This is a genomic window from Stenotrophomonas maltophilia (genome assembly GCF_047497515.2).
Lineage (GTDB): Bacteria > Pseudomonadota > Gammaproteobacteria > Xanthomonadales > Xanthomonadaceae > Stenotrophomonas.
Genome location: NZ_JAXAXL020000021.1, coordinates 12614 through 37171 on the forward strand (window position 1 = coordinate 12614; position 24558 = coordinate 37171).

Annotated in this window: 12 protein-coding genes; all 12 read left to right on the top strand. The window is 68.3% G+C overall.

Annotated features, from left to right (window positions below; all coding sequences use genetic code 11):
* Nucleotides 1-69 precede the first annotated feature (69 nt).
* The 12 genes from ACMZPQ_RS20410 (at nt 70) to ACMZPQ_RS20465 (ending at nt 24480) form a co-directional block, all read left to right on the top strand.
* Nucleotides 70-1050 (top strand): FecR family protein, encoded by a 981-nt coding sequence (locus ACMZPQ_RS20410; RefSeq protein ID WP_197580561.1) that lies wholly within the window; start codon nt 70-72, stop codon nt 1048-1050.
* Between the two features lie 58 nt (nt 1051-1108).
* Nucleotides 1109-1660, top strand: coding sequence for a hypothetical protein (locus ACMZPQ_RS20415; protein WP_197580560.1), 552 nt, complete (start codon nt 1109-1111; stop codon nt 1658-1660).
* Between the two features lie 144 nt (nt 1661-1804).
* Nucleotides 1805-2365, top strand: coding sequence for a hypothetical protein (locus tag ACMZPQ_RS20420; protein ID WP_312647632.1), 561 nt, complete (start codon nt 1805-1807; stop codon nt 2363-2365).
* A gap of 57 nt (nt 2366-2422) precedes the next feature.
* Nucleotides 2423-2860 (top strand): type II secretion system major pseudopilin GspG, encoded by a 438-nt coding sequence (gene gspG, locus ACMZPQ_RS20425; protein ID WP_197580558.1) that lies wholly within the window; start codon nt 2423-2425, stop codon nt 2858-2860.
* Between the two features lie 9 nt (nt 2861-2869).
* Nucleotides 2870-3775 (top strand): type II secretion system minor pseudopilin GspK, encoded by a 906-nt coding sequence (gene gspK, locus ACMZPQ_RS20430; protein ID WP_197580557.1) that lies wholly within the window; start codon nt 2870-2872, stop codon nt 3773-3775.
* Nucleotides 3772-4935, top strand: coding sequence for a type II secretion system protein GspL (gene gspL, locus ACMZPQ_RS20435; protein ID WP_197580556.1), 1164 nt, complete (start codon nt 3772-3774; stop codon nt 4933-4935). Before gspK ends, gspL begins: the two co-directional genes overlap by 4 nt.
* A gap of 35 nt (nt 4936-4970) precedes the next feature.
* Nucleotides 4971-5456, top strand: coding sequence for a type II secretion system protein GspM (gspM, locus tag ACMZPQ_RS20440; protein ID WP_197580576.1), 486 nt, complete (start codon nt 4971-4973; stop codon nt 5454-5456).
* Complete coding sequence (gene gspD / locus ACMZPQ_RS20445; protein WP_197580555.1) at nt 5453-7840, top strand: type II secretion system secretin GspD; 2388 nt, start codon at nt 5453-5455, stop codon at nt 7838-7840. The genes gspM and gspD overlap by 4 nt, the downstream gene beginning before the upstream one ends.
* Complete coding sequence (gspE, locus tag ACMZPQ_RS20450) at nt 7837-9270, top strand: type II secretion system ATPase GspE (protein ID WP_197580554.1); 1434 nt, start codon at nt 7837-7839, stop codon at nt 9268-9270. Before gspD ends, gspE begins: the two co-directional genes overlap by 4 nt.
* Nucleotides 9271-9277: 7 nt before the next feature.
* Nucleotides 9278-10477 carry a type II secretion system inner membrane protein GspF gene (gene gspF / locus ACMZPQ_RS20455; RefSeq protein ID WP_197580553.1) on the top strand — a complete coding sequence of 400 codons (1200 nt, stop codon included), beginning with the start codon at nt 9278-9280 and terminating at the stop codon, nt 10475-10477.
* Between the two features lie 271 nt (nt 10478-10748).
* On the top strand, nt 10749-11918 hold the full coding sequence (locus ACMZPQ_RS20460; RefSeq protein ID WP_197580552.1) for a substrate-binding domain-containing protein: 1170 nt from the start codon (nt 10749-10751) through the stop codon (nt 11916-11918).
* Between the two features lie 187 nt (nt 11919-12105).
* Nucleotides 12106-24480: a filamentous hemagglutinin family protein gene (locus tag ACMZPQ_RS20465; RefSeq protein WP_414486004.1), complete on the top strand. Its 12375-nt coding sequence runs from the start codon at nt 12106-12108 to the stop codon at nt 24478-24480.
* Nucleotides 24481-24558: the final 78 nt, after the last annotated feature.

The window sequence follows — 24558 nt, forward strand, 5'->3', positions numbered from 1 at the left end:
GCGGCGCCATCCGTCTACACTTTGACGCCGAGCAGAACCCCGCAGCGTGCGGGTCCGGCATGAGCCCCCATGGATCCTGACGATCACCCGCAACGCCCGCTGGATGCCGTCGAGCGTCAGGCGCACGCGTGGGTGGTGCGGCTGACCTCGGGCGAGGCGACCGCTGCCGACGCCGGTGCATTCCGCGCATGGTGCGAGGCCGATGCCCGCCATCGCGAGGCCTTCGCGCGTGCGCGCCGGCAATGGGATCAGGTGCGACTGGCGGGTGCACAGGTGCCGGCCGCCGAGCGCCAGCCGCTCGCGCCTACCCCGGTACAACGCTGGAGCCGGCGAGCGTTCCTCGGTGCGGCGGTTGCCGCACCGGCCTGCCTGGTCGTCGCCGCGGCAGTCCGGCCGCCGCTCGGGCTGTGGCCATCGGTCACGGCGATGGCGGCCGATTTCCATACCGGCACCGGTGAACGGCTGCAGATCGCGCCGCTGCCGCAGCTGAAGATCGACCTGGATACGCAGAGCAGCCTGCGCCGCCGCGCCGACGCACAGGGCGCAGGCTTCGAACTGGTACAGGGCCAGGCCGCGATTGAAACCCAGGCCGGCCTGCGCCTGGCGGTGTTCGCCGGGCCGGGCTGCGTGATCGCCGACGAGGGCGCGGTGCGGCTGGACGTACGCAATACCAACGGCCAGGTACGGGTGACCTGCCTGCACGGCAGTGCCCGCATCGAGCACCCGCAGGGGCGGTTGCAGCTGCAGGCCGGGCAGCAGACCCGTTATGACGAGCGCCTCAGTGGCGTGGTCGCCGAGGCCGTGGCGTCCGAAGTGAGTGCCTGGACCGAGGGCATGCTGGTGTTTCGTCGTGCACCGCTGCGCGAGGTGGTGGACGAGATCAACCGCTACCGCCGCGGCAAGGTACTGCTGGGCGAGTCGGCACTGGCGCGCGCGCCGGTCAGCGGCCGCTTCGGCATCGATGACCCGGACGCTGCGTTGGAGCAGCTGCGGTTGACGATGTCGCTGGACCTGCGTCGCTTTCCGGGCGGCATTGCCGTCCTTGGATAGATGAAGGCGCTGGCCGTGCGCGACGTGCGCTGCGGCTGACAGCAAGGGGAGGCCAAGGATGCGCAACGAGACCATCGGCGTGCTGGATCTGCGCCGCAATCTGTCGGCGTTGCTGGAAACCACCCAGCAACGGCCGTTGATGGTGCACCGTTATGGGTCGCCGTGGGTGTGCGTGGTATCCGACGCACAGTGGCAACGGCAGGCGGTGCTGCTGGAGTTCGATCCGCACTCGCACCCGCTGGCGATGCTGCTGCGCCTGCAGCGGCAGGCACTGCCACTACCCGAGGCGGGCGCGCTGCCCGACGCGGCGCTGGCACGGGCGCTGCTGCTGGTGGCCATGTTCGGGGTTGCCGACCTGCAGCAGCTGCACGAACAGGTGCGGGACCATCGCCTATGGCACTGGTTCGTGGCCGGCGAGCAAGGGCTGATGGAGGGCTGGCAGCTGCCTGCGTTGCGCGTTGCGATGGCGTCATGGCTGGATGACGTGGGCATGACCGATGCGCTGGTGGCCTTCGCGCAGCGCGGCGACGTAGCGGTGCTGGCACGGCGCTGCGGCGGCGAGGTCCCGCAACTGGAGCGGGAAGCCTGCAGGCATATGACGCTGCGGTGACGTTGATGATGAAGCGCTACGCAGTGCACATGGATGCATTCGCGCTGTCGTTTCACCTGCGCCGCTGACGTCTTCTCCAGAGTACGACGCACCTCGCGTCGCGGAGTGCAGGCGTTGCCGATGGCAGACAGTCGCAGGATCAGCATGCTCGAGCTCGATCGCCACCTGAGCCAGTCTCTGGAACAGGCACGGCACGCGCCGTTGAACGTGCAGCGCTACGGGCATTCCTGGGTCTGGCTGCTGTCCAGCGATGCCTGGGTCGACGCTGCGCGCTGGGCCGCACTCGACAGCAGTGCCCATCCGCTGCTGATGCTGCGCCGGGTGTTGGACCCACAGCTGCGCCCCTGGCCCGAATCCGCCGCGGCGCTGCTGCCACTGGACGCAGGCGATATGCGAATGCTGCAACGCGCAGCGCTGCTGCTGGCGATGCGCGGCATCACCAGTGCACAGCGGCTGCATGACGACCTGCGCTACCACCAGGCCTATCGGCAGTTCATCGGTCTCGATCACGGCACGGCGTGGTCGCCGCTGCAGTGCGCGCACCTGCTGCAGGCCTGCGTGCTGCCGCCGCTGCGGTCCTGCATCGAAGAAACACTGTGCAGGCTGCCGCTGAACCTGCTTGAGGCTGCAGGAATGCCCTCTGCATCTACGCTGCGGCTGCCATTGCAGGCGCAGCGAATTGCAGGCGGATGTTTATCGTACTGACACATGCACCGCTGACCATGGCGCAGCGGTCTCTTCCAGGATGACGAGGGCGGAACAATGGCAAGGCAGGTTGGCGGTCGCAGGGCTCGGCAGCAGGGTTTCAGCTTGATCGAGATCATGGTGGTGGTGGTGATCATCGGCATCCTTGCCGCGTTGATCGTGCCGCGGCTGATGGATCGCCCGGACCAGGCGCGCGTGGTGGCAGCACGCCAGGACATTGCCGCGTTGATGCAGGCATTGAAGCTGTACAAGCTGGATACCGGCCGTTATCCCAGTGCCGACCAGGGCCTGCAGGTACTGGTGAAGCCTCCGCAAGGGTCAGGAGCGATGCCCGCCGTGCCGTACCTCGACCGCCTGCCCAATGATCCCTGGGGCCATCCGTACCAGTACCAGATTCCCGGCACCCACGGTGATATCGACGTGTTCTCGCTGGGTGCGGACAGCAAGCCCGGCGGCGACGCCGGGAACGCAGACATCGGCTCTTGGCAGCTGTGAGGCACGCCGATGGCCGCCCGGATGCGTTCGGTTTCGTACGCCCGCCAACGCGGCATGGCGGTGATCGTGGCCATGCTGGTGGTGGCGTTGGTGGCGGTGATCGCTACCGCGCTGCTGACCCGCCAGTCGGCGCAGCTGCGTGCGCTGCGGGGTGAGCAGTTGCGCGCGCAGGTGCGCATGGCCGTGGACGCCACCCTGGAACGCGCGGCGCAGCAGCTGCGCGAGGATGTACGCGAGCAGCTGACCACGGTGCGCGGTGGGCGCTGGTCGCGCCCCTTGCAGCTGCAGGCGCCACTGCCGGTGCAGCTGCAGCTGGTCGACGCGCAATCGATGTTCAACCTGCGCAACCTGCTGGCCTATGGCAAACCGGATCCGGACGCACGACGCGCGTTCATCGCGCTGTGTGCCGGGCAAGGGCTGGGACAGGGTGCCTGCGCGTCCGCTGCGGACCATATCCAGCTGCGCCTGCGTGATGGCGACCTCCAGGCACAGGCGCCGCTTCCGCGCGAATCGCTGATCGAGCAGGCCTTCGCGGGCGCTGATCCCGTGGCCGTGCAGGCGCTGGCACGGCGCACCGTGGTGCTGCCGGCGCAGACCCTGGTCAATGCCAACACCAGTGACATCAGCGTGCTGCAGGCGGTCACTCCCACTGTCGAGCCGGATCGCCTGCGGGCGGTCATCGGTGAGCGCGACGGTGGCCATTGGCTGCTCAACCGCGGCGACATCGCCAATCGCCTCCAACTGAGCAACACCCAGATGGCGGGAGTGCCGCTTGGCATCCATAGCGAATGGTTCCTCGCCGTCGGGCAGGTGCAGGCCGATGGCAGTGTGGTCGACTTCAGGGCGCTGATCTGGCGTGAGTATCGCGATGACAGTGTGCGCGTGCAGCGTGTGTGGACGAGGATCGGTGCATGAGGGTGCAGCTGAGGGTTCGCCTGCCGGTGCTGGAACGCCTGCGCGCCGACAGTGCGGTCGAGTGGGCGCACGTGCACAAGGGTAGGGTGCTGGCTCACGGCTGCGAGGCGTTGGCTGTGCTGGGCCAGCATCACCCGCAGGCCGAGGTGCTGGCCTGCCTTGACCCGCAGGACCTGATCCTGCTGGAGCTGCAGCTGCCGCCGCTGTCGGGGCGCAGGCTGCAGGCCGCATTGCAGGGCGAAGTGGAGGCGATGCTGCTGGATGACCTGCAGGAGGTCGCACTGGCGCATGGAAGCCAGGCTGCGGACGGCACGGTGCCGGCGGCATGGCTCGGCCAGCAGGCGATCGTGCAGGCCCAGCGGTTGCTCGCATCGTGTGGCCTGCGGTTGCAAGCGTTGTATCCGACCCCGCTGCTGCTGCCGTGGCAGGACGGCCACGCAACGCTGCAGGCTGACGGCGAGCACCTGCTGGTACGCAGCGGCCGCGATCGGGGTTTCGTGCAGTGGTGCGGGGGGCGCGATACGGGGGCGGTGCTGCAGTCACTGGCGGCGCGGCTGCAGCACGCCGGGGTGCACGCCGTGCAATGGATCGACAGCGTGCCGTCGGCGTGGCCGGAGACGCTGCCGGCAACCGTGGTCGCGCGTGAACTGCAGGCCTGTGGTCCCCTGCCAGCGTGGTCGTTGCCACTGCCGGGCCGAAGCAGGCAGGCGCCACGCCTGGCGATCGGCCTGGCGTTGGCGGCGGTGTTGCTGGCAGCGCTGGGCCTGCAGCTGCAGGTCTCGCGCTGGCGTAGCGAAGGTGAGGCCTTGCAGCAGGACATGGCACGGCAGTTCAGCGCGCATTTCCCGGAGATCACCGATGTGGTCGACCCGGTACTGCAGGCGCGACGCGCTTTGGCAGTACCCCTGCCGGCGCCACCCCTGCCTGCCGTACAACGGCAGGTGGCCAGCACGCTGCGGGCGATCCCGGAACTGGGCGGGCAGGTGCGCAGCCTGAGCTATGAGTCAGGGCAACTGGAACTGGAGCTGGATGCCGATACGCAGTCAATGGCCGAAGACGCACAGCGCCTGGAACAGTGGCAGCAGGCCGCACAGGGCCAGGGCCTTCAGCTGGTGCTTGCGCCCGGTGGACGCCTGCGCGTCAGCGGGGCAGGGCAGTGAGCGGCGGCCTGCGCCTCGGCGAGCGCGTGTCCGGCATGCAGCAGCGTTGGCAGCGCCTGCCGCCGCGCGACCGATCGATGCTGGCGGTGATGGTGCTTGCGCTGCTGTTGGCCGGCCTGTGGTCGTTCTGGCTGGAGCCGCTGTTGAAGCAGCGTCGCCATTGGCAGGCCGAGTTGCCGCGGTTGCAGGCGCAGGCCCGCGCGCTGGCGCCGCTGCTGCGCGCCCGCGAGCGCCAGCGCCAGGCCCAGGGACAGCAGCCGACGCTGGACGCGCTGCGCACGCAGGCCAAGGTGGCCGGCCTCGCCGACGCAATGCACATTGAACTGCGCGACGGGCGCTGGCACCTGCAGGTGCAGGCCGTGCCCGCCGACGCGCTATGGAACTGGCTGCTGCCGCTGCTGGCCGATCCGGCCATCGAGCTCCAGCAGCTGCAACTGACACGCACAGGGGATGCGAACATGCCAGCGGCACGGATTTCCGGACACATCGTGATGGCGCTCGCCGCGGGTGGCCGTCGATGAGGGCGATGCGCAGCCTCGCGTGTAGGGGTGCGCTGGCGCTGCTGGTGGGCGTGGCCCATCTGCCGGCTCCGGCGCTGGCGCAGGACGCTCGCGATGAACCGGTGCAGTTGAATCTGGTCGATACCGATATCGGCGGCGTGCTGCGCATGGCAGCGCGCTTCACCGGACGCCAGTTCCTGGTCGACCCGCGGGTGACCGGCAAGATGACCGTGGTCTCCGAGGGTCCGGTCAGTCGTACCCAGGCCTACCAGCTGCTGCTGGGCGCGCTGCGCATGCGTGGCTTCGCCGTGGTCGAGAACGGCGGCGTGAGCCGGGTGGTGCCGCAGGCCGATGCCAAGCTGCTCGGTGGCCGCGTGGGTACTGGAGGTGCCGGTGGCGAGGTGACCACGCGGACCTTCGCGCTGCGCTACGAAAACGCCGCCGCACTGGTAGCCGTGCTGCGGCCGATGATCAGCCCGGACAATCCGATCACCGCCAACCCGGGCAACAACACCCTGGTGATCACCGACTACGCTGACAACCTGGAGCGCATCGCGCGGGTGATCGCCAGCGTGGACACCCCGGCCGGAATGGATACCGACGTGGTCAAGCTGCAACAGGGCATTGCCGTGGACGTGGCAGCGATGGTCGCGCCGCTGCTGGACGCGCAGGGCGCAGAACCCGGCCAGAAGGTGGTGGTCATGGCCGACCCGCGCAGCAACAGCGTGCTGTTGCGTTCCAGCAGCCCAGGCCGCACGCGCCTGGCGCGGCAGCTGGTCGAGAAGCTGGATCGAGCGCAGGACGAGTCCGGCAACCTGCACGTGGTCTACCTGCGCAATGCCCAGGCCAATCAGCTGGCCGGCGTGCTGCGCGGCGTCGTCGCGGGGCAGAGTGATGCGCCGGCGATGGGCAGCAGCGACGGCATCACGCCACTGCCCGGTGACGCCAACCGCAGCACGCCGCCGCAGCCGTCGCAGGGGCAGACGCAACAGGCGAAGACCGGTGGCAACGCGCTGGAGTCACAGCGGCTTGACCCGAACCGCCGCGACCCGATCGACGCTGGCGGCACCGGCTTCAGCCAGAACGGCGTCTCGGTCCAGGCAGACGTGGCCACCAATACGCTGCTGATCTCGGCGCCAGAGCCGGTATACCGCAATCTGCGGCGGGTGATCGACCAGCTCGACCAGCGTCGTGCGCAGGTGCTGGTGGAGAGCCTGATCGTGGAGGTCAACCAGACCGACGCGGTCGAACTGGGCGTGCAATGGATGCTGGGCAATGGGCGGACCTTCGGCGGTACCCATTTCGGCGGTGCCACCGGCGGCAGTGGCCTGAACACCGCCGCGCGCACCACCCTGGACGTGCTGCCCAAGGATGGCCTGAACATCGGCGTCATCGATGGCACCATCAACCTGCCGGGCATTGGCCAGATCCTCAACATGAAAGCGCTGGCCAACGCGCTGCAGAGCAAGGGCGGCGCCAATATCCTGTCCACGCCCAACCTGATGACGCTGGACAACGAAGCGGCCAGCATCATGGTCGGCCAGACCGTGCCGTTCGTCAGCGGTCGTTACGTGACCGATGGCGGGGGCGGCAGCAACAACCCGTTCCAGACCATCGTGCGCGAGGACGTGGGGCTGAAGCTGCGCGTGCGCCCACAGATCTCCGAAGGTGGCACGGTGAAGCTGGACATCTACCAGGAAGTCAGCAGCATCGATGCGCAGAGCGCGAACAGCACGGCCGGCATCATCACCAACAAGCGTGCGCTGGACACCAGCGTGCTGCTCGATGATGGCCAGATCATGGTGCTCGGTGGGTTGCTGGAAGACAGCGTCAGCCATGGCCGCGATGCGGTGCCGGGGCTGGGAAAGATCCCGGTGCTGGGGGCGCTGTTCCGCAGCGATACGCGCAAGCGCGCCAAGACCAACCTGATGGTGTTCCTGCGCCCGCACGTGGTGCGCGATCCGGCGGCCGGGCAGCGTCTGACCCGTGACCGCTACGACTACATGCGCAACGCGCAGGCCGGCGCGCAGCCGGTGCAGAGCTGGGCGTTGCCGCCGCTGTCGGCGCCGCAGCTGCCACCGCAGGACCTGTCTGTACTCGGCCAGGGCAATGCGCGCGATGGCCAGGGCCAGCCGCTGCAGAACAACAGCCTGGCGGCGCTGTATCCGTCCGGCGAGGGCGATGCGCAGCTGGTGCAGTTCGCGCAGGGGCTGGACCCGGCGCGTGCCAGCCAGGGCGTGGCGCAGGTGCGGGCGTTGGGGCTGCAGGCCTACGCCGAGGCGACGCCGGGCGAGGCTGGCCAGCGCCTGCGCGTACGCCTGCCACGTGATCCGGCGAAACTGGACCCGGCGCTGCAGCAGTTGCGCGGGCTGGGCTACACGCCGGAACTGGTGATCGGGCCGTGAGCGCGACCCCGCCGTTGCCGTATGCCTGGGTGCGCAGCCATGGCGTGATGCTGGCCGAGGCGGGCGGCGAGCCGGTGTTGCTGGGCACCGCCGAAACCGCCGCGTGGGCGGTGGCCGAATTGCGCCGCCGGCATGGCCCACTGCCGTTCCAGGCACTGGATGCCGCCGCATGGCAGCAACGGCTGGGCGAACAATACCGTGACGGTGGCGATGCCGCGGCCGTGGTCGGTGCTGCCGAAAGCGAAGTGGATCTGGACCGGCTGATGCAGGACATGCCGGAAGTCACCGATCTGCTCGATGCCCAGGATGATGCGCCAGTGATCCGCATGATCAACGCGCTGCTGGCGCAGGCCGCGCGGGATGGCGCGAGCGATCTGCACATCGAGCCGTTCGAGACCCATTCGGTGGTGCGCTACCGGGTGGATGGCACCCTGCGCGACATGGTGCAGCCTCGCCGCGCATTGCACGCAGCACTGGTGTCACGCATCAAGATCATGGCGCACCTGGACATCGCCGAGAAGCGCTTGCCGCAGGACGGCCGCATCGCGATCCGCGTCGGCGGGCGGCCGCTGGACATCCGTGTGTCCACAGTGCCGACCGGTCACGGTGAGCGTGCCGTGCTGCGACTGCTGGAGAAAGATGCCGGCCGCCTGCAGCTGCAGCGCCTCGGCATGGCCGATGACACGCTGGCGACCTTCACCAGCCTGATCCGGCAACCGCACGGCATCGTGCTGGTGACCGGCCCGACCGGTAGCGGCAAGACCACCTCGCTGTATGCAGCATTGGGTCAGCTCGACAGCAGCACCAGCAACATCCTCACCGTGGAAGACCCGGTGGAGTACGACTTCGCTGGCATCGGCCAGATCCAGGTCAATGCGCGTATCGGCATGAGTTTCGGCACCGCGCTGCGCGCGATCCTGCGCCAGGACCCGGACACCATCATGATCGGCGAGATCCGTGACCTGGAAACCGCGCAGATCGCCGTGCAGTCGTCGCTGACCGGGCACGGCGTGCTGGCGTCGTTGCACACCAATGACGCGATCTCGGCGGTGACCCGATTGGCCGACATGGGGGTGGAGCCGTTCCTGCTGGCTTCGTCGCTGCGCGGCGTCCTGGCGCAACGGCTGGTGCGGCGGCTGTGCACCCAGTGCCGGCGTGCGGAGGTGGACGGCGAAGGCCACACCGTCTGGCGCGCGGTCGGTTGCCCAGCGTGCGCGAACAGCGGCTATCGCGGACGCACCGGCATCCACGAGCTGTTCGTGGTGGACGACCGCGTGCGTGCACTGATCCATGAAGGGCAGGGTGAGCCTGCGTTGCGTGAAGCAGCGCGGCGAGCGGGCATGCGCAACCTGCGCGAGGATGGCCAGCGTTGGGTCGACAGCGGCGTGACCACGCTGGAAGAGATCCTGCGCGTCACCGGCGACGCGTGAGGCGACGATGGCACTGTTCGACTATCAGGCTGCCAACGCGCAGGGACGCATCGATAAGGGGCAGTTGGATGCCGAGAGCGAGCGTGGTGCGCGGCAGCTGCTGCGCGGGCGCGGGCTGACCCCCGTCCAGGTGGGTGCGGCCCGCACTGCGGGACGTGGCTGGGGTGCACGCCGGCTGTCGGCCAGCGAACTGGCCTGGGCGACGCGCCAGCTGGCCAGCCTGCTCGCTGCCAGTCTGCCGCTGGAAGGCGCCTTGAGTGCGGTGATCGAGCAGGCCGAGCGCCCGCATGTCGCGCAGGCGCTCACCGCGGTACGGGCCGACGTTCGTGCGGGCCAGCGGTTGACGGTGGCACTGGCGGCACGGCCGCGCGATTTTCCGCCGATCTACCGTGCGCTGGTCGGTGCGGGCGAAGACTCCGGTGACCTCGCCCGCGTGATGGAGCGCTTGGCCGACTACATCGAAGAACGCAATGCACTGCAGGCCAAGGTGTTGACGGCGTTCATCTACCCGGCGGCAATCAGCCTGGTATCGGTGGCGATCGTGATCTTCCTGCTCAGCTACGTGGTGCCGCAGGTGGTGACCGCGTTCGTGCAGGCGCGGCAGACGCTGCCGATGCTGACCCAGGTGATGCTGGCTGCCAGCGCGTTCGTACGCAGTTGGGGCGTTTGGGTGGCGCTGGGCGTTGGCGCGCTGGTGGTGGCGTGGCGGCTTGCACTTCGCCGGCCAGAGCTGCGCCTGCGCTGGGATGCGATGCTGCTGCGAGTGCCGATGGTCGGGCGTTTCGTGCTGGGCGTGAACAGTGCGCGCTTTGCCTCGACGCTGGCGATCCTGCTCGATGCCGGCGTGCCGCTGCTGCGTGCCCTGGAGGCGGCGCGGCAGACGTTGGGAAATGCACTGCTGGCACGCTGCGCCGACGATGTATCCGCGCGGGTACGCGAAGGCGCCGCGTTGGGTTCTGCATTGAAGGTACAGAAGGTGTATCCACCGATCCTGGTGCATCTGGTGGCAAGCGGCGAGAAGACCGGCTCGCTGGCACCGCTGCTGGATCGCGCCGCGCAGACGATCTCGCGCGAGATCGAGCGTCGTGCGATGGCGCTGACCGCGCTGCTGGAGCCGACCATGATCCTGGTGATGGGCGGTGTGGTGCTGACGATCGTGCTGGCGGTACTGATGCCGATCATGGAAATGAACCAGCTGGTGCAGTAGATCCACGCCATGCGTGGATACGTCGTAAATGCTGCATGGCGGGTGATCCATCCACGCATGGCGTGGATCTACGGATGCCTGGATTTCTCCACACAATCCTCCACACCTTTTCTTGATCTTCCACAGGTTTCTTAAGCGGCCTGTCATCGGCACGGACCGGCATAGCCACGTCGCCGCAGAGTGGGCTGGGAGGCCCTCGGCGGCAGCAGGCGTGTAGTGACCGTTCCTCCCTTGGTGTTTCCCTTCGCAGTAAACCCTTCAGGAGAAGATCATGAACAAGTACAAGACCCTGGCCGCGCTGGTTGCCACCGCGCTGCTCGCCACCGCCGGTACCGCTTCGGCCCAGCAGTCCCTCATCAACGGTGGTGGCGCCTCGCTGCCGGCCGATCTGTACAAGGGCTCGACCGACAGCATCCTGCCGGCCAACTTCAGCTACGCCGTCACCGGCTCGGGTACCGGCAAGAAGGCGTTCCTCGAGAACACCATCGGCCTGTTCATCACCAACGGCACCGGCAACGTGCATTTCGCTGGCAGCGACTCGGTCCTGAGCAGCACCGAGATCACCAACTACAACAACTCGGCGCTGGCTGGCACGCTCGGCCCGGTGCTGCAGCTGCCGTCGGTCGCCACCTCGGTCACCGTGCCGTACAACAAGGCCGGTGGTGATCTGAACCTGGACGTGGCCAAGATCTGCGGCGTGTTCTCGGGCAAGATCAACGACTGGTCGCAGCTGGACAGCGCCCGCAGCGGCGCCATCAAGGTCATCTACCGCGGTGAAAGCAGCGGCACCAGCGAGCTGCTGACCCGCTTCCTGACCGCCGCCTGCGTCAACGAAGACCTGAGCGCCACCCGCCTGGTCGGCGGCAAGTTCCAGGTCAAGTCGACCTTCGCCGATCTGTTCACCCGCGATAGCAACAACGCCCTGCCGGCCTTCCTGGAAGCAGCCCCGGCCACCGGCGGCACCTCGCTGTACAACCGTGTCTACCAGGTTGCCGGCGCCATCGGCTATGTCGGCCCGGACGTGGTCCCGAACCTGCAGGACGCGACCAAGATTGCCAAGGTGAAGGGCTTCTCGCCGGATGAAGTGAGCGTCGCCGCCACCCTGAACACCATCGCTCCGCCGACCGGTGCCGACATCTCCAACCCGGCCAAGTGGGTGCCGGTGTTCACCAACCCGACCGCCGGCTACCCGATCGCCGGTTACACCAACCTGCTGTTCGCACAGTGCTACCGCACCCTGCCGCAGCGCCAGGCCGTGCGCACCTTCCTGGAAAAGCACTACAACCTGGGCGTCGATGGCAATAACGATGGTGCCGTGCGTGCGCATGGTTTCATCCCGCTGACCCAGACCTGGCGTGAAGCCGTTGCCAACAACCTGATCTCGGCCACCCCGGCCACCGGTCTGGGCAACGCCAGCACCTGCGCCGGCATCGGCCGTTGATTCATCGCTTCTGCTGAACAGGGCGCCGGCCGCGAGGTCGGCGCCCTTTTTTTGTGTGTCCTTCGCCCGTGAAGGCACTGTCGTTTTTCCGGCGCAGGCACCGTCTATCTGGTAGCGCCCGGCCGTGCCTGCGGGCGGTCGAATCTCTCCTATGCCGCAGACCGTCCGTCGGTCGCTCGAGGTCCTGATGTCGCACCCGCACATGCCTGTCCTGCACACTGCGCCACGCAGCCATCCGATGGCCTGGGCCATCGCGCTCGCCCTGGGGGCCGCGCCCATGCTGCCCGCGCAGGCGCAGCAGGCATTTTCGCCAGGCTGGTTTGCCGAGCGTGGTGCAGCGCAGGGCGCAGCCGCGCAGAGCGGACGCATGCCCAACGGTGTGCCGATCCAGTTCCAGCTGCCTGCCCAGCAGCAGGATGCTGCGCGACAGAAACTGCAGCAGTCGATCGACAATCTTGGAACCGCCGCGCAGGCCATTGCGCTGCAGCAGCGCTTGCAGGAGCAGGCACGTACGCAGCAGCGCGCTGCCGGGTTCGTGATTGCTGATGGCCTCGGCAAGGACGGCCTGAAGGTTGATGAGAATCCGCTGACCCGTGGCTGGGTGAATGCGCGCGAAGCGATCCAGTCGCAGGGCAGCGATGGCAAGGTGCAGGTCAGCATCGAGCAGACCGCCGACCGCGCGATCCTGAACTGGGAAACCTTCAACATCGGTGGCAACACCACGCTTGATTTCAAACAGAATGCGGACTGGGCGGTGCTGAACCGGGTCAATGATCCGAGCGCGCGTCCGAGCCAGATCCTCGGCCAGCTGAAGGCCAACGGCACCGTGTTCGTGGTCAACCGCAACGGCGTGGTGTTTGGCAACAACAGCCAGGTCAACGTGGGCAATCTGGTCGCGGCAGCGACACGGATCAGCGATGGCCAGTTCCGTGACAACGGCCTGTACAGTGCCGACAACAACACCGCTGCGCTCACCGATGCCTTCGGCAAGGTACTGGTTGAGCAGGGCGCGCGCATCACCACGCAGGCACCTGCCTCGGCCACCCGCGGCGGTGGCTATGTGTTGCTGGCCGGCCACACCGTGGAGAATGCAGGGCAGATTGACACGCGCAAGGGCCAGACGCAGCTGGCTGCTGGTGACGCGTTCGTGATACGACGTGGTGTGGGTACCGCGCAGAACACCGCCTCGACCACGGCCGGCAACGAGATCGCGCCGCGCATCGCGGCCGGCAGCAGTGCCGGCAACGTGCGCAACAGCGGCCTGATCCAGGTGCGCGAGGGCGACATCACGCTGGCCGGGCGCACGGTGGAACAGGCCGGCGTGGCCGTGGCCACCACCACCCTGGACCAGCGCGGCACGGTGCACCTGCTCAACGCCATCAGCGATCGCGCCGGTACGGTCACCCTGGCCAGCGGCGCGACCACGGCCGTGCTGATCGAAGACGATGGCAAGAACACGGCTCTGGACAGCCGTCGTGATGCGCTGGTCAAGGCTTCGGCCGAGCAGGACCTGCTGCGCGGCGCCAGCAGCACTGGCACATTCGACAATCTCTCGCGCATGCAGGACCGGCGTGACCAGTCAAGCGTGGAGATCGTGTCAGGCGGCGACGTGAACTTCCAGGACGGTTCGCTGACCGTGGCTACCGGCGGTCAGGTGGTAGCGGAAGCCGCACGCCGCACCTACGCCGGCAATGCCGCGCGCATCGATGTGTCCGGTGCGGTGGGCGTGCGGGTTGCGATGGAGAGCAACAACGTCCAGGTGAAGGTGCAGGGCAACGAACTGCGTGATTCGCCCGACAACCGCGACAGCGGCACGCTGATCAGCAGCGAGGTCTGGATCGACCGCCGCCAGCTGCAGCATGTGTCCGCAGGCACCGGTGGCAACACCGCAGAGCGCTGGTATGCCGGTGGTGGCCTGCTGGAAGTCGGGGGGTATCTCGACAACCAGGGTCATTCGATAGGCGAATGGGCCGCGCAGGGCGGTACCGTGCAATTGTCCGGCAGCGAAGTGGTCACCCATGCTGGCTCGAAGATCAACCTGGCCGGCGGCAGCCTGGATGTGCAGAGCGGTGTCATCAGGCAGAGCTGGCTGCGTGGCACCGACGGTCAGCTGTACCGGCTGGATGATGCGCCGGGCGAGATGCGCTACGACGGGCTGTACCGGGGCTTTGAAGTGAAGCAGGAGCGCTGGGGAGCTACCGATGTGTTCCGCAACCCGCTCATCGGTGCCGAGCAGCGGGTGGAGAACGGCTATACCGTGGGCCGCGATGCGGGCCGGCTGCTGGTGTCCGCGCCCAGTGCGGTACTGCAGGGGCAGGTGGCGACCGATACCTTCCAGGGTGCGCAGCAGTCGAAGACCCCCGATGCGGCGCGCGACGGCTACGCGCAGGCGCAGACCGCCGTAGCGCGCAATGCCCAGCTCTGGCTGGGGCGTTACGACGGCAACGGCAGAAACGCGGTGTTTGACACCCAGGTGCGTATCGTCGATGGCGGGCTGCCCACCGCCGACGTGTCCCTGCAGGCACCGCTGCTGCCGGAACAACGCAATGCACTGTGGCTGGATGCCAACCAGCTCAGCGCGCAGCAGTGGGGGCGCATTGACCTGGCCAGCGGCGGCAGCATCGCGGTGGACGGTGCGCTGCGCCTGCAGGACGGTGGCCAGCTGGTACTCACCGCCGCCGATGTACTGCTGGGCGGTGACATCCAGATCGCGGGCGGACAGGTGCAGGCGGGCAACGAACTGACCCGCGTGGGCGCTCCTGTTGCGTGGTTGCTGCAGGGCGGCCGTTCGCGCGTGGCCCTGGCGGAGGGTGCCCGCATCGATCTCAGTGGTCGCTGGGTGAACGCACTGCTGGAACCGGCATCCAGCCCTGGCATGGCCTGGACCGACGGCGGCAAGCTGCGGCTGCAGAACAGCCATGATGTCGTGGTGCCGGGCAGCGACGTGCGCGTCGACGGCGGCGGTCGGGTCGATGCAAAGGGCAAGTTCACGATCGGCAAGGGCGGCGACGTCAGCCTGCAGGCGGCGAGCGTAGCCGACAGCAGTGGACGGGTCGGCCGCCTGCAGCTGTCCGCCGACGCACGCATGAGCGCGCTCGGTGCCGGCAGCGGCGCGCTGTCGCTGGGAGATGGTGGACGCATCGTGATCGGCGGGCAGCCGGCCGATGGCGTGCTCAACCTGCAGGAAACCCTGTTCAACAAGGGTTTCGCCAGCTACGACATCAACGGCCAGCAAGGTGTGGAGGTGGCGGACGGAGCCATCGTCGCCGTGCGCATGCCGGGCCTGCGCCTGGCCGAAGCAGCGATGCAGGCACGCGATCGGCATGACGCATTGCAGGTCTGGTCGGCTCCCCTGTCCAGCGCGGATCCGATCACCGGCAGTTTCACCCAGCGCAACGGTGCGAGCCTGACGCTGCGTTCACAGCAGGGCGAAGCCGGTGGTGATCTGCGTATCGGTCGCGGCGCCCTGGTCAGCGTGGATGCCGGTCAATCGATCACCCTGCGCGGCGCGGGCAGCATCACGGTTGATGGCAGCCTGAAAGCGGCGGGTGGCCGCATCCGCCTGGATGACACTCGCGAACCGAGCAGCCTGTTCGATTCGCAGCGCAACGAGCGCACCTACCGCATCGGTGCGCAGGGTGTACTCGACGTCAGCGGTGACACCTTCACTGCGCGCGATGCCAAGGGCCGCCTGCGCGGGCAGGTGCGCAAGGGTGGCAGCATCGAGATCGGAGGCACGCTCGACTGGGACGGCCAGGACAACGTGGCTGACCGGCCGGTGGATGCGTTCGTTGTGGTTGAACGCGGCGCGAAACTGCTGGCCAGCGGCAGTTCAGCAGCGCTGGACATCGATGGCGCCGGCCGCCAGGACGTGGCCAGCGATGGCGGCACCATCGTGCTGCGCTCGGCCAATGCACTGTACCTGCAGGGCGCTCTGCAGGCCGCTGCCGGCGGTACCGGCGCGCAGGGCGGAACCCTGGGTATCGCCTTCGGCGGCAGTATCCATGCGGGCGGTGCCAATGACGAAGTGTTGGCGCCGCGCGCCATCGTGCTCAGCCAGGACGATCGCGAACAGGCCGTGCCGGCGCAGCTGCAGTACGGCCACGCGCGTCTGTCGGCGGCGCAGGTCGCTGCCGGTGGCTTCGACAATCTTTCGCTGTTCGGCAACGTGCGCGCCGAAGGTGATGTGGAACTGCGCCTCGGCCAGAGCCTGCGCTTCCAGGGTCTGCAACAGGATGGGCTGGGCATGCTGCCGGGCGGCAGCGCTGGCGGCCTGCTTGCGCTGAGCGCGCCTTACGTGCGGCTGGCGCAGAGCAGCTGGCTGAGGCTGCCTGGCGATACCCTGGTCGGTACCGCTGCCGTGGCGGTGGATACCGGTCGCCAGCACCGCTTCCGCGTGGATGCGGACCTGATCGACCTGCGCAATACCACCTGGCTGGCGGGATTCGATGACGTGCAACTGCACAGCCGTGGCGATCTGCGCTTCCTGGGCAGTGGCGCGGCGATCGGCAGTACCGGCGCGCAGCTGATCGCGCCGCGCAGCCTGGACGTAACCGCAGCACAGCTGTACCCGGTGGCCGGTACAAGCGGCCTGCTGGCAGCCGGTGTGTCGCAGCCCGGTAGCGCGGTCAGCCGCTGGGATGATGCCGGCGGCATCGTGCGCATCCATGGCCTTGGCGGGGCGGCACCGGCCGCGCCATTGTCGGTGTCCGGCGGCCTGTCCGTGGTGGCGGCGACCATCGAACAGGGCGGTATCCTCCGTGCGCCGTTGGGCAACATCACCTTGGGCGGTACCGATGCCGACGGGCGCCGTGCCGGCTCGGTGGCGCTGCTGCCGGGAAGCGTGACCTCCACCAGCGGCGCGGGGCTCAGCGTGCCGTTCGGCGGCACCGTTGATGGCGTGGACTGGCGCAGGGACGGCAGCACCCAGGCCCCACTGCCGGTAGGTGGTGCCGCGCCCGGCGCGGACCCGAAGGGCGTCGCCATCATCAGCAGCCGTACCAACGTGGCCGAAGGGGCGCTGCTGGATCTCTCCGGCGGCGGCGAGTTGACCGGTGCTGCCTTTGTCAGCGGGCGCGGTGGCTCGGTCGACATCCTGCGCCATGCATTGGCCGATGCCAATCCGCGCTATGGCTTCAGCGAATCGGCCAGTCCGGTGTATGCGATCCTGCCCGGCTACACCGGCAGTGCAGCGCCGCTGGGCTTGAGTGACGGCTCGCTGGACCCTGGCATTGGCCAGCAGATCACGATTCCCGCAGGCGTGCCTGGATTGCCGGCCGGCACCTACACGTTGTTGCCAGCCAGCTTCGCACTGCAGCAGGGCGCGTTCCGTGTGGAGCTGGGGCGCACTGGCGCGGTCGGCGTCGGTGCGCCGCTGGCCACCGGCACAGGCTCCTGGATGGTCGGTGGGCATACGGGGTCGACGTTGGGTGGCCTGCGTTCGCCCTTGCTGACCGCGTTGCTGCTGACCCCGGCAGACACCGTGCGCCGGCATTCCAGCTACAACGAGACCAGCTACAACGCATTCGTGACCGCGTCGGCACAACGGTTGGGCACGCCGCGCGGCTGGCAGACCGTCGATGCCGGCACGCTGCGCCTTGGGTTTGGCAATGGCGCCGGCAGGGACGGCACGCCCGCCGTCAGTTTCCAGGGCCAGACCCGGTTTGCGCCGGCAGCGGGCAGCGCCGGCATCGGCGGTTCGGTGGAGGTGAACCTGGTCAACCGGCTGGGTGAACTGGAAGTGGTGGCGGCCGGTCGCACGCCCAGTTCCACCGGCAATGGCGCCACCATCGAGGCGGACGTGCTCAACGCGCTGCAGCCCTCGCGCCTGGTGCTCAACGCACAGGTCCGCGCGACCAGCAACCAGCGCCTGCAGGTGGCCGGCATCGGCCAGAACCTGGTGTTGCGGGACGGTGCGGTCCTGCGTGCGCCGGAGGTGATTCTGGGCGCGGTGGCCGGTGGCACGGGCGTGCGCGTGGAGGCAGGCGCAGGTATCGATACGCTCGGTCGCGGTACCGCTCCGTTGCCCGACAACGGCGGTTTCTACTACCAGGCCGAAGGCGGAGTGATGGTGGTGTCCAACGGGCGCACCGATCTGCTGGCCGCGCCTTTGCGCGAGGGAGCCGATCCGTCGCTGGTCAGCTTCGACATCGGTACCTGCGACCCGGGCCGTCAGTGTGCGGGCCAGGCACGATTGGTGTCGGAGGGAAGCATCAACGTCGCCACCAATGGCGGCCTGCAGCTGCGCGACACGGCCAGCTACGGTACCCGCCAGCTCGGCGTCAGCGTGGCGGCGATCAATCTGGGCAGCGACGATGCCATCGCGCGGGCCGCCGCGGCCGCCGCGTTGCCGCCGGGCATGCTGATGAACCAGCAGGTGCTGACCAGCTTGCTGCGCGGCAATACCGCCACCGGCGCTCCGGCACTGGAGACGCTGAAGCTCTCGGCGGCCGAGTCGATCAACGTGTTCGGCAGTGTCGACCTTGATACGCGCGACAGTGCGACCGGCAAGTCGAGCCTGCGCACCCTGGTGCTGGGCGCACCGGCCATCCATGGCTATGGCAACAGCAGCGACCGTGCGCGCATCTTCGCCGGCAACCTCACCTGGGCCGGTGCACTTGCGGCAAGTGGGTTGGCGGATTCGGATGCCGCGCAACCCGGCGGGGCGGCGATGGTGGACCGGCTGGGCAGCGGCCAGCTGGACATCATTGCCGACACGTTGCGGCTCGGCCCGGCGCCACAGTCGTGGCCCGCCTCGGAGGTCGTGGCCGGACGCCAGGTCCTCGGTTTCGCCGGTGTGAACCTGCGTGCCGCACAACAGGTGGTCTTCGCCGGCAATGGCGCGTTGAATGTGCACCAGTTCCAGGGCGCCTACGACCCGGCCAAGGGCTGGACCTACAGTGGCGGCAACCTCGATATCCAGGCACCGCTGGTAACGGCCGACGCAGGGGCGAAGCTTGCGGTGACCGCTGGCGGTTCGCTGCGCGTGCATGGCGCGGGCGCCTCGACGGCGGCCGATGCGCTGGGCGCCGAACTGACACTGGACGCCAACGACATCCTCCTCGATACCCGCATCGCGCTGGCCTCGGGCCGCCTGGCGGCCACGGCGGCCCGTTCGGTGCAGCTTGGCAGCAGCGCCAGCCTTGATCTGGCCGGGCGCAAGGTCAGCCTGTTCGATGTGGATACCTACAGCGTTGGCGGTGACGTCGCGCTGACCGCCGGGGAGGGCGACGTTCGCAGCGACGCCGCATCGCAGATCAACCTGTCGGCGCAGAACAACCGCGCGGGTCGCCTTACCGTAACCGCGCTCGGTGCTGCCGGCGGGCATGTCGACCTGGCGGGGCGAGTGCTTGGCCAGGCCAGCGGTACGCTGGACGCAGGTGGCAGCCGGGTGCCGTATGAGAACGGTGAGCTGGTGGTGCGCGCACGCGAACTGACCGACTTCAGTGGCCTCAACCAGCGCCTTACCCGCGACGGTGTCACTGGAGCGCGCAGCTTCCAGATCAAGCAGGGCGACCTGTTGATTGTTGACGAAGTGAAAGCGCGCAAGGTGGATATCAGCGTCGACGGTGGTGCGCTGCGGGTGGTCGGGCGCATCGACGCCAGTGGTGACCAAGTGGGCAGCATCCGCCTGGCCGCGCGCGATGGCCTGCAGCTGGACGGCAGCCTGGATGTGCACGGCACGGCGCTGCGTGTGGACAGCTATGGCAAGATCATCGACAGCCCGAACCGCGCCATCGTCGAGCTGGAAAGCCGCGATGGACGCGTGCAGCTGGGTTCGGCGGCGCGGATCGATCTGCGCAGCGGCACCGGCGTGGCCGTCGGTACCGGGGCAGGGCAGAACGATGGCCGCGCCCGCGGCACGTTCGTGCTGAACGTGCCGCGAGTGGGCAGCGACGATGTGGGTGTCGATACCGGCAGTGGCGTGCAGGTACTCGGCGCGCGCGATATCTTCGTGACCGGCGTGCGCCGCTATGACGACGCACCCCTGGCTGACACGGCGGATGTGAACGGCCGACGCGGCCAGCTGGTTACCCAGTCGTGGCTGGATACGGTGGTGGACCCGGCCAACAGTGCATGGATGAATGCCGCGCTGGGCAATGCCGGGCTGTCGGCACGGCTGGCCACACTGGGGACCGTGCGCCTGCGTCCCGGCGTGGATGTCGTCGGCGCGATCTCGCCCAGCAACCCGCATGGTGATCTGACCGTCAGCGGCGATATCGATCTTTCCGGCTATCGCTACGGCCCGCAGGCCAATCGACTGGACCCCGCGCGACGCGGCTTCGGTGAGGCGGGCGCGTTGCGCCTGCGCGCCGCCGGCGACCTGTTCATTCATGGCAGCATCAACGACGGCTTTGCGCCGCCACCTGCCAGCCCGGATGATCGCGGCTGGCAGCTGGTGCCCGGACAGAGTTTCGGCGTCGGAAACACGCCGTTCGGCAGTGACATCCTGGTGCCCAATGACAACGTCGTGTTGGAGCCTGGCACGCGCTTCCCGGCGGGTGCCGTGCTGAACTATGCGATTGCGGTGCGCGATGCGGTGCTGCCTGCCGGCAGCACATTGCCGGTGGAGATGACGCTGGGCCAGACACTCGTGTTGCCGGCAGGCTATGTGCTGCCGGCCGCCGTTACGCTGACCGATGGCCAGGTGCATGCCGCGGGCAGCGTGCTGGCGCAGGCACTGCAGCTGCCTGCGGGTTCGCGCCTGGGCGCCGGTTTCCAGCTGCGCAGCGAGGCCACCGTAAGGGCCACGACCTGGCCGGCCGGTGCGCGTTTGCCGACGGAGCTGCGACTGGCGACGCGCACCCCGTTGGCGCGAGGTTCACTGATTCCGGCAATGACCACGCTGGAGCTGGCCGGCGGGCAACCTATCGACCTGCGCCCGGTGGGCAGCGATGGTCGACAGGGACGCAACTGGGCGTTGGCGCAGATGTTGCCCGAGGGCACCACCTCGTGGGATCTGACCGCCGTTGCGGGCGCCGATACCGAGGCGGCCGACCCGCGCGCACGGAGGATCGGCAGCGGCGATCTGGTAATGGCCGATACCCATTACGGCGTTGTGCGCGCGGCGACCATGGTGTCCACGTTCGTGCGCGAACAGCGCGTGACCGCCCAAGGGGCGCAGCGCGAAGGCGTCGACGCAAGCTGGGTCGGCAAGCCGGTGAAGGCGCTGGCCGAGCACCTGGGCAAGACCGAGTCGTCGATCTGCGCGGTGGGCAGCAGCTGCGAGGTGGCGCCCTACCTGTTCACGGCGCAAGGTGCCGATGAAATGGGAGATCCGTCGCTGGTCGGCATGCCCGTGAAGGAAATTGCCGAGATGTTCGGGATGACCGAAGTGGAGCTCTGCGGTTCGGTCAGCTCGGGCATCTGCGTGATGCCCGGTGAAATGCGCGACGTGGCGACCGTGGGTCAGCCGAAACATGGCACGCCGCTGTGGAGCGTGCTGCGCACCGGTACTGGCGATCTGCAGTTGATGGCCGGCCGCGATCTGTCGATGCGCTCGGTGTACGGCGTCTATACCGCGGGAACGCCGACCGCGCTGGGCAATGGCCTCGATGCCCGTTTCCAGTCCGAGCGCGCGCCGATGTCTGGACGCGAGGCACTGCTCGGGCTGCAGCAGTCCAGCGGTGACTATGACGCCGCACTTGCCGCCTACCGCGCGTGGTATCCGGATCACGGCGGCAACCTGAGCATCGCCGCTGGCCGTGACGTGACCGGGGCGACGTGGGGCGCCACCTCATCATCTGGCTCAGCAGCCGGAGACCAGGCCGGTCAGGCCAGCAGTGCGGTCGCCAACTGGCTGTGGCGGCAGGGTACAGGCGCGGTTGCGGGTATCGAGCAACAGCCTGTGGCCTGGTGGATCAACTTTGGTACCTATGCCAACGTCTCCACATTGTCCAACGCCAGCCCACGCATGGTGGGTTTCACCGGCTTCGGCACGTTGGGCGGCGGCAATCTGGACATCGAAGCGGGTAGGCATGCGGGCGTGACCGAAGCCAAGGGTGACGCCCTGAAGAGCCTGGGCGGCACCCGCTTTTCCACCGCCATCAACGCAGCCGTAGGCTCGACCGGGCGCGTTGATGCAGGCCAACTGGTGCTGACAGGCGGCGGCGACCTTAGCCTGCGCGCCAGCGGCGCACTCAACCCGAACCTGATGGCGACCACGATTGATCGCATCAGCGGCGTGCAGGACCTGGAGATCAATGGCACCTTGAGCAACCTGCGTGGCAGCCTGAACCTGGAGGCCTCCCGTATTGGTGGCAGCGCCGTCGGCATTTCCCAGTACGCCGATCCCAGTGGCGGTCTGCGCCCCAGCGATCCATTCCGCGCATTCGGTGGCAACGCGATGGGCGGCCCGGTGCTGGTGCTGGGCGATGCCGTGGCAAGCCTGCAGGCCCGGGGCGATGTCGTCCTGGGGGGCGTCGCCGATGCCGGTCGCGTGGAGCAGTTCAATGCCCCGCGGGTGGCATTGGAGGGCGGTGGCTACTCGGCGGGCTCCACCGGGTTCTCGCTGTGGACGGCAGCCACCGCAGTGAATCTGGTGTCGTTTGGCGGCGATGCGACCCCGCTGACAGCGCATGCTGGCGGCGCCGGGCAGAATCTGCGGCCGGAAACGATCGGCAACAATTTCGTGTACTGGATCTATCCCTCCAGGTTGCAGGTGCAGGCCACAAGCGGTGACATCAAACTGGGCGAGGGCGGCGAGAAGACCGTGCTGCTGACCGCCCCCTCTGCGACGGGCAGCCTGCAGTTGCTGGCAGGCGATTCGATCATCGCCGGTGATCGGTCGCCGTTCATCAGCAGCTCCGGTGCGGACACGCGCCTGCCATCCCCGTTCGATCCGGCGTTCACCGCACGGGATGCGAAGGGCACCGTACTGCGCAGCAATGCCTCGCCGGATGGCACCAATTCCCTGGTAAGCATGTGGGGCGATGCCATGCCGCTGTTCGCCTTTGGGCCGAACCGGCCCATGCTGGCGGTGGCACGCACCGCCGGGGGCACGCCGAACCGCTTCTACGCAGGCTCGGGCGACATCATCGGTCTGCGCACGGGCGGGCAATGGATGCTCGATGCAGCGTCGAGCGGTGGCCGTACCGTGCGCGAGTGGTTTGATGTGGCTGCGCCGGTGCAGCTGCGTGCGGGCCAGGACATCCTGTCCAGCACCGTCCTTGCACTGAACAACAGCGCCAGCGATATCACGGTGCTGCAGGCCGGGCGTGACATCGTGCATGCCAACGTCACCGTATACGGCAGCGGCAACGTCGATGTCAGCGCCGGCCGCCAGCTGCGCCAGGAAGACAAGGGAAGCATCGTCAGCCGAGGCGGACTGGTGCAAGGTGACACGCGCCCCGGCGCCAGCATCGCGATGACCGCCGGCAACCAGCAGATCGATTTCGGGGCTGTGCGTGCACGTTACCTGGATGCGACCCGGCTGGCCGATCCCGAACAGACCCTGGCGTCGCAGCCGGGCAAGGTGGTCAAGGTCTATAACAAGGAACTGAAGCAGTGGCTGCAGGAACGCTTCAACATCAGCGCTGATGGCGCCCAGGCGCTGGCCCTGTTCGACGCACTGCCGCAGGAGCAGCAGCGCATCTTCCTGCGCCAGGTCTATTACGCGGAACTGCGCGAGGGCGGCCGTGAGTACACCGATGCGGAGGGCCCGCGCGTGGGGTCCTACCTGCGTGGTCGCGAGGCGATCGCCACGCTGATGCCGGACAAGGACGCAACCGGAGCCACGATCCAGCGCACCGGCGATATCGTGATGTATGGCGGCACGGGCGTACGCACCGAGGCCGGTGGCAACATCGAGCTGATGGCACCTGGCGGGCAGATCGTGGTGGGCGTGGTCGGCGAGGCGCCGCCGGCGAGCGCGGGCCTGGTGACCCAGGGCCAAGGTGACATCCGCCTGTTCAGCCAGGACAGCGTGCTGCTGGGCCTGTCGCGTGTCATGACCACCTTCGGCGGCGACATCCTGGCCTGGTCCGAGCAGGGCGATATCAATGCGGGCCGTGGCTCCCGAACGACGCTGGTGTATACGCCGCCGCGCCGCCTGTACGACCGCTGGGGCAACGTCAGCCTGTCACCGCTCGCGCCGGTCAGCGGTGCCGGTTTCGCTACGCTGGATCCGATTCCGGAAGTGCCGCCAGGCGACGTCGACCTGATCGCACCGCTGGGCACCATCGATGCAGGCGAAGCGGGTATCCGCGTCTCGGGCAACATCAACCTGGCCGCGTTGCAGGTGCTCAACGCGGCCAACATCCAGGTGCAGGGTGAGAGCAAGGGCCTGCCGGTGCTGGCCACGGTGAACGTCAATGCGCTGGCTTCGGCCAGTGCGGCGGCGAACAGCGCCAGCCAGGCGGCACAGGATGTGATGCGCAAGAGCCAGGACGACGCGCGGCGCAACCAGCCCTCGGTGATCAGCGTGCAGATCCTCGGTTTCGGCAGTGGCACCAGCAGCATCGCTCCGCCGGCGCGCGGCAACACCGCCAACAGCGGCTACGACGCCAACAGCGCCTTCCAGTTCCCGCAGGCCAGCCGCGACGAGGGCACGCAGCGCCGATAGGGCTCCTGCAATCGTGCCGCCAACGGTCGGCACCCACCTTGGTCGGTGTAGATCCACGCCATGCGTGGATGGCACTGA

Excerpts from the sequence above, each read along its gene's own strand:
- ACMZPQ_RS20465 (WP_414486004.1), top strand. The coding sequence starts at position 12,106 with ATGTCGCACCCGCACATGCCTGTCCTGCACACTGCGCCACGCAGCCAT.
- gspD (WP_197580555.1), top strand. The coding sequence starts at position 5,453 with ATGAGGGCGATGCGCAGCCTCGCGTGTAGGGGTGCGCTGGCGCTGCTG.
- gspG (WP_197580558.1), top strand. The coding sequence starts at position 2,423 with ATGGCAAGGCAGGTTGGCGGTCGCAGGGCTCGGCAGCAGGGTTTCAGC.
- ACMZPQ_RS20415 (WP_197580560.1), top strand. The coding sequence starts at position 1,109 with ATGCGCAACGAGACCATCGGCGTGCTGGATCTGCGCCGCAATCTGTCG.
- gspK (WP_197580557.1), top strand. The coding sequence starts at position 2,870 with ATGGCCGCCCGGATGCGTTCGGTTTCGTACGCCCGCCAACGCGGCATG.
- ACMZPQ_RS20410 (WP_197580561.1), top strand. The coding sequence starts at position 70 with ATGGATCCTGACGATCACCCGCAACGCCCGCTGGATGCCGTCGAGCGT.
- ACMZPQ_RS20420 (WP_312647632.1), top strand. The coding sequence starts at position 1,805 with ATGCTCGAGCTCGATCGCCACCTGAGCCAGTCTCTGGAACAGGCACGG.
- gspM (WP_197580576.1), top strand. The coding sequence starts at position 4,971 with ATGCAGCAGCGTTGGCAGCGCCTGCCGCCGCGCGACCGATCGATGCTG.
- gspF (WP_197580553.1), top strand. The coding sequence starts at position 9,278 with ATGGCACTGTTCGACTATCAGGCTGCCAACGCGCAGGGACGCATCGAT.
- gspL (WP_197580556.1), top strand. The coding sequence starts at position 3,772 with ATGAGGGTGCAGCTGAGGGTTCGCCTGCCGGTGCTGGAACGCCTGCGC.
- ACMZPQ_RS20460 (WP_197580552.1), top strand. The coding sequence starts at position 10,749 with ATGAACAAGTACAAGACCCTGGCCGCGCTGGTTGCCACCGCGCTGCTC.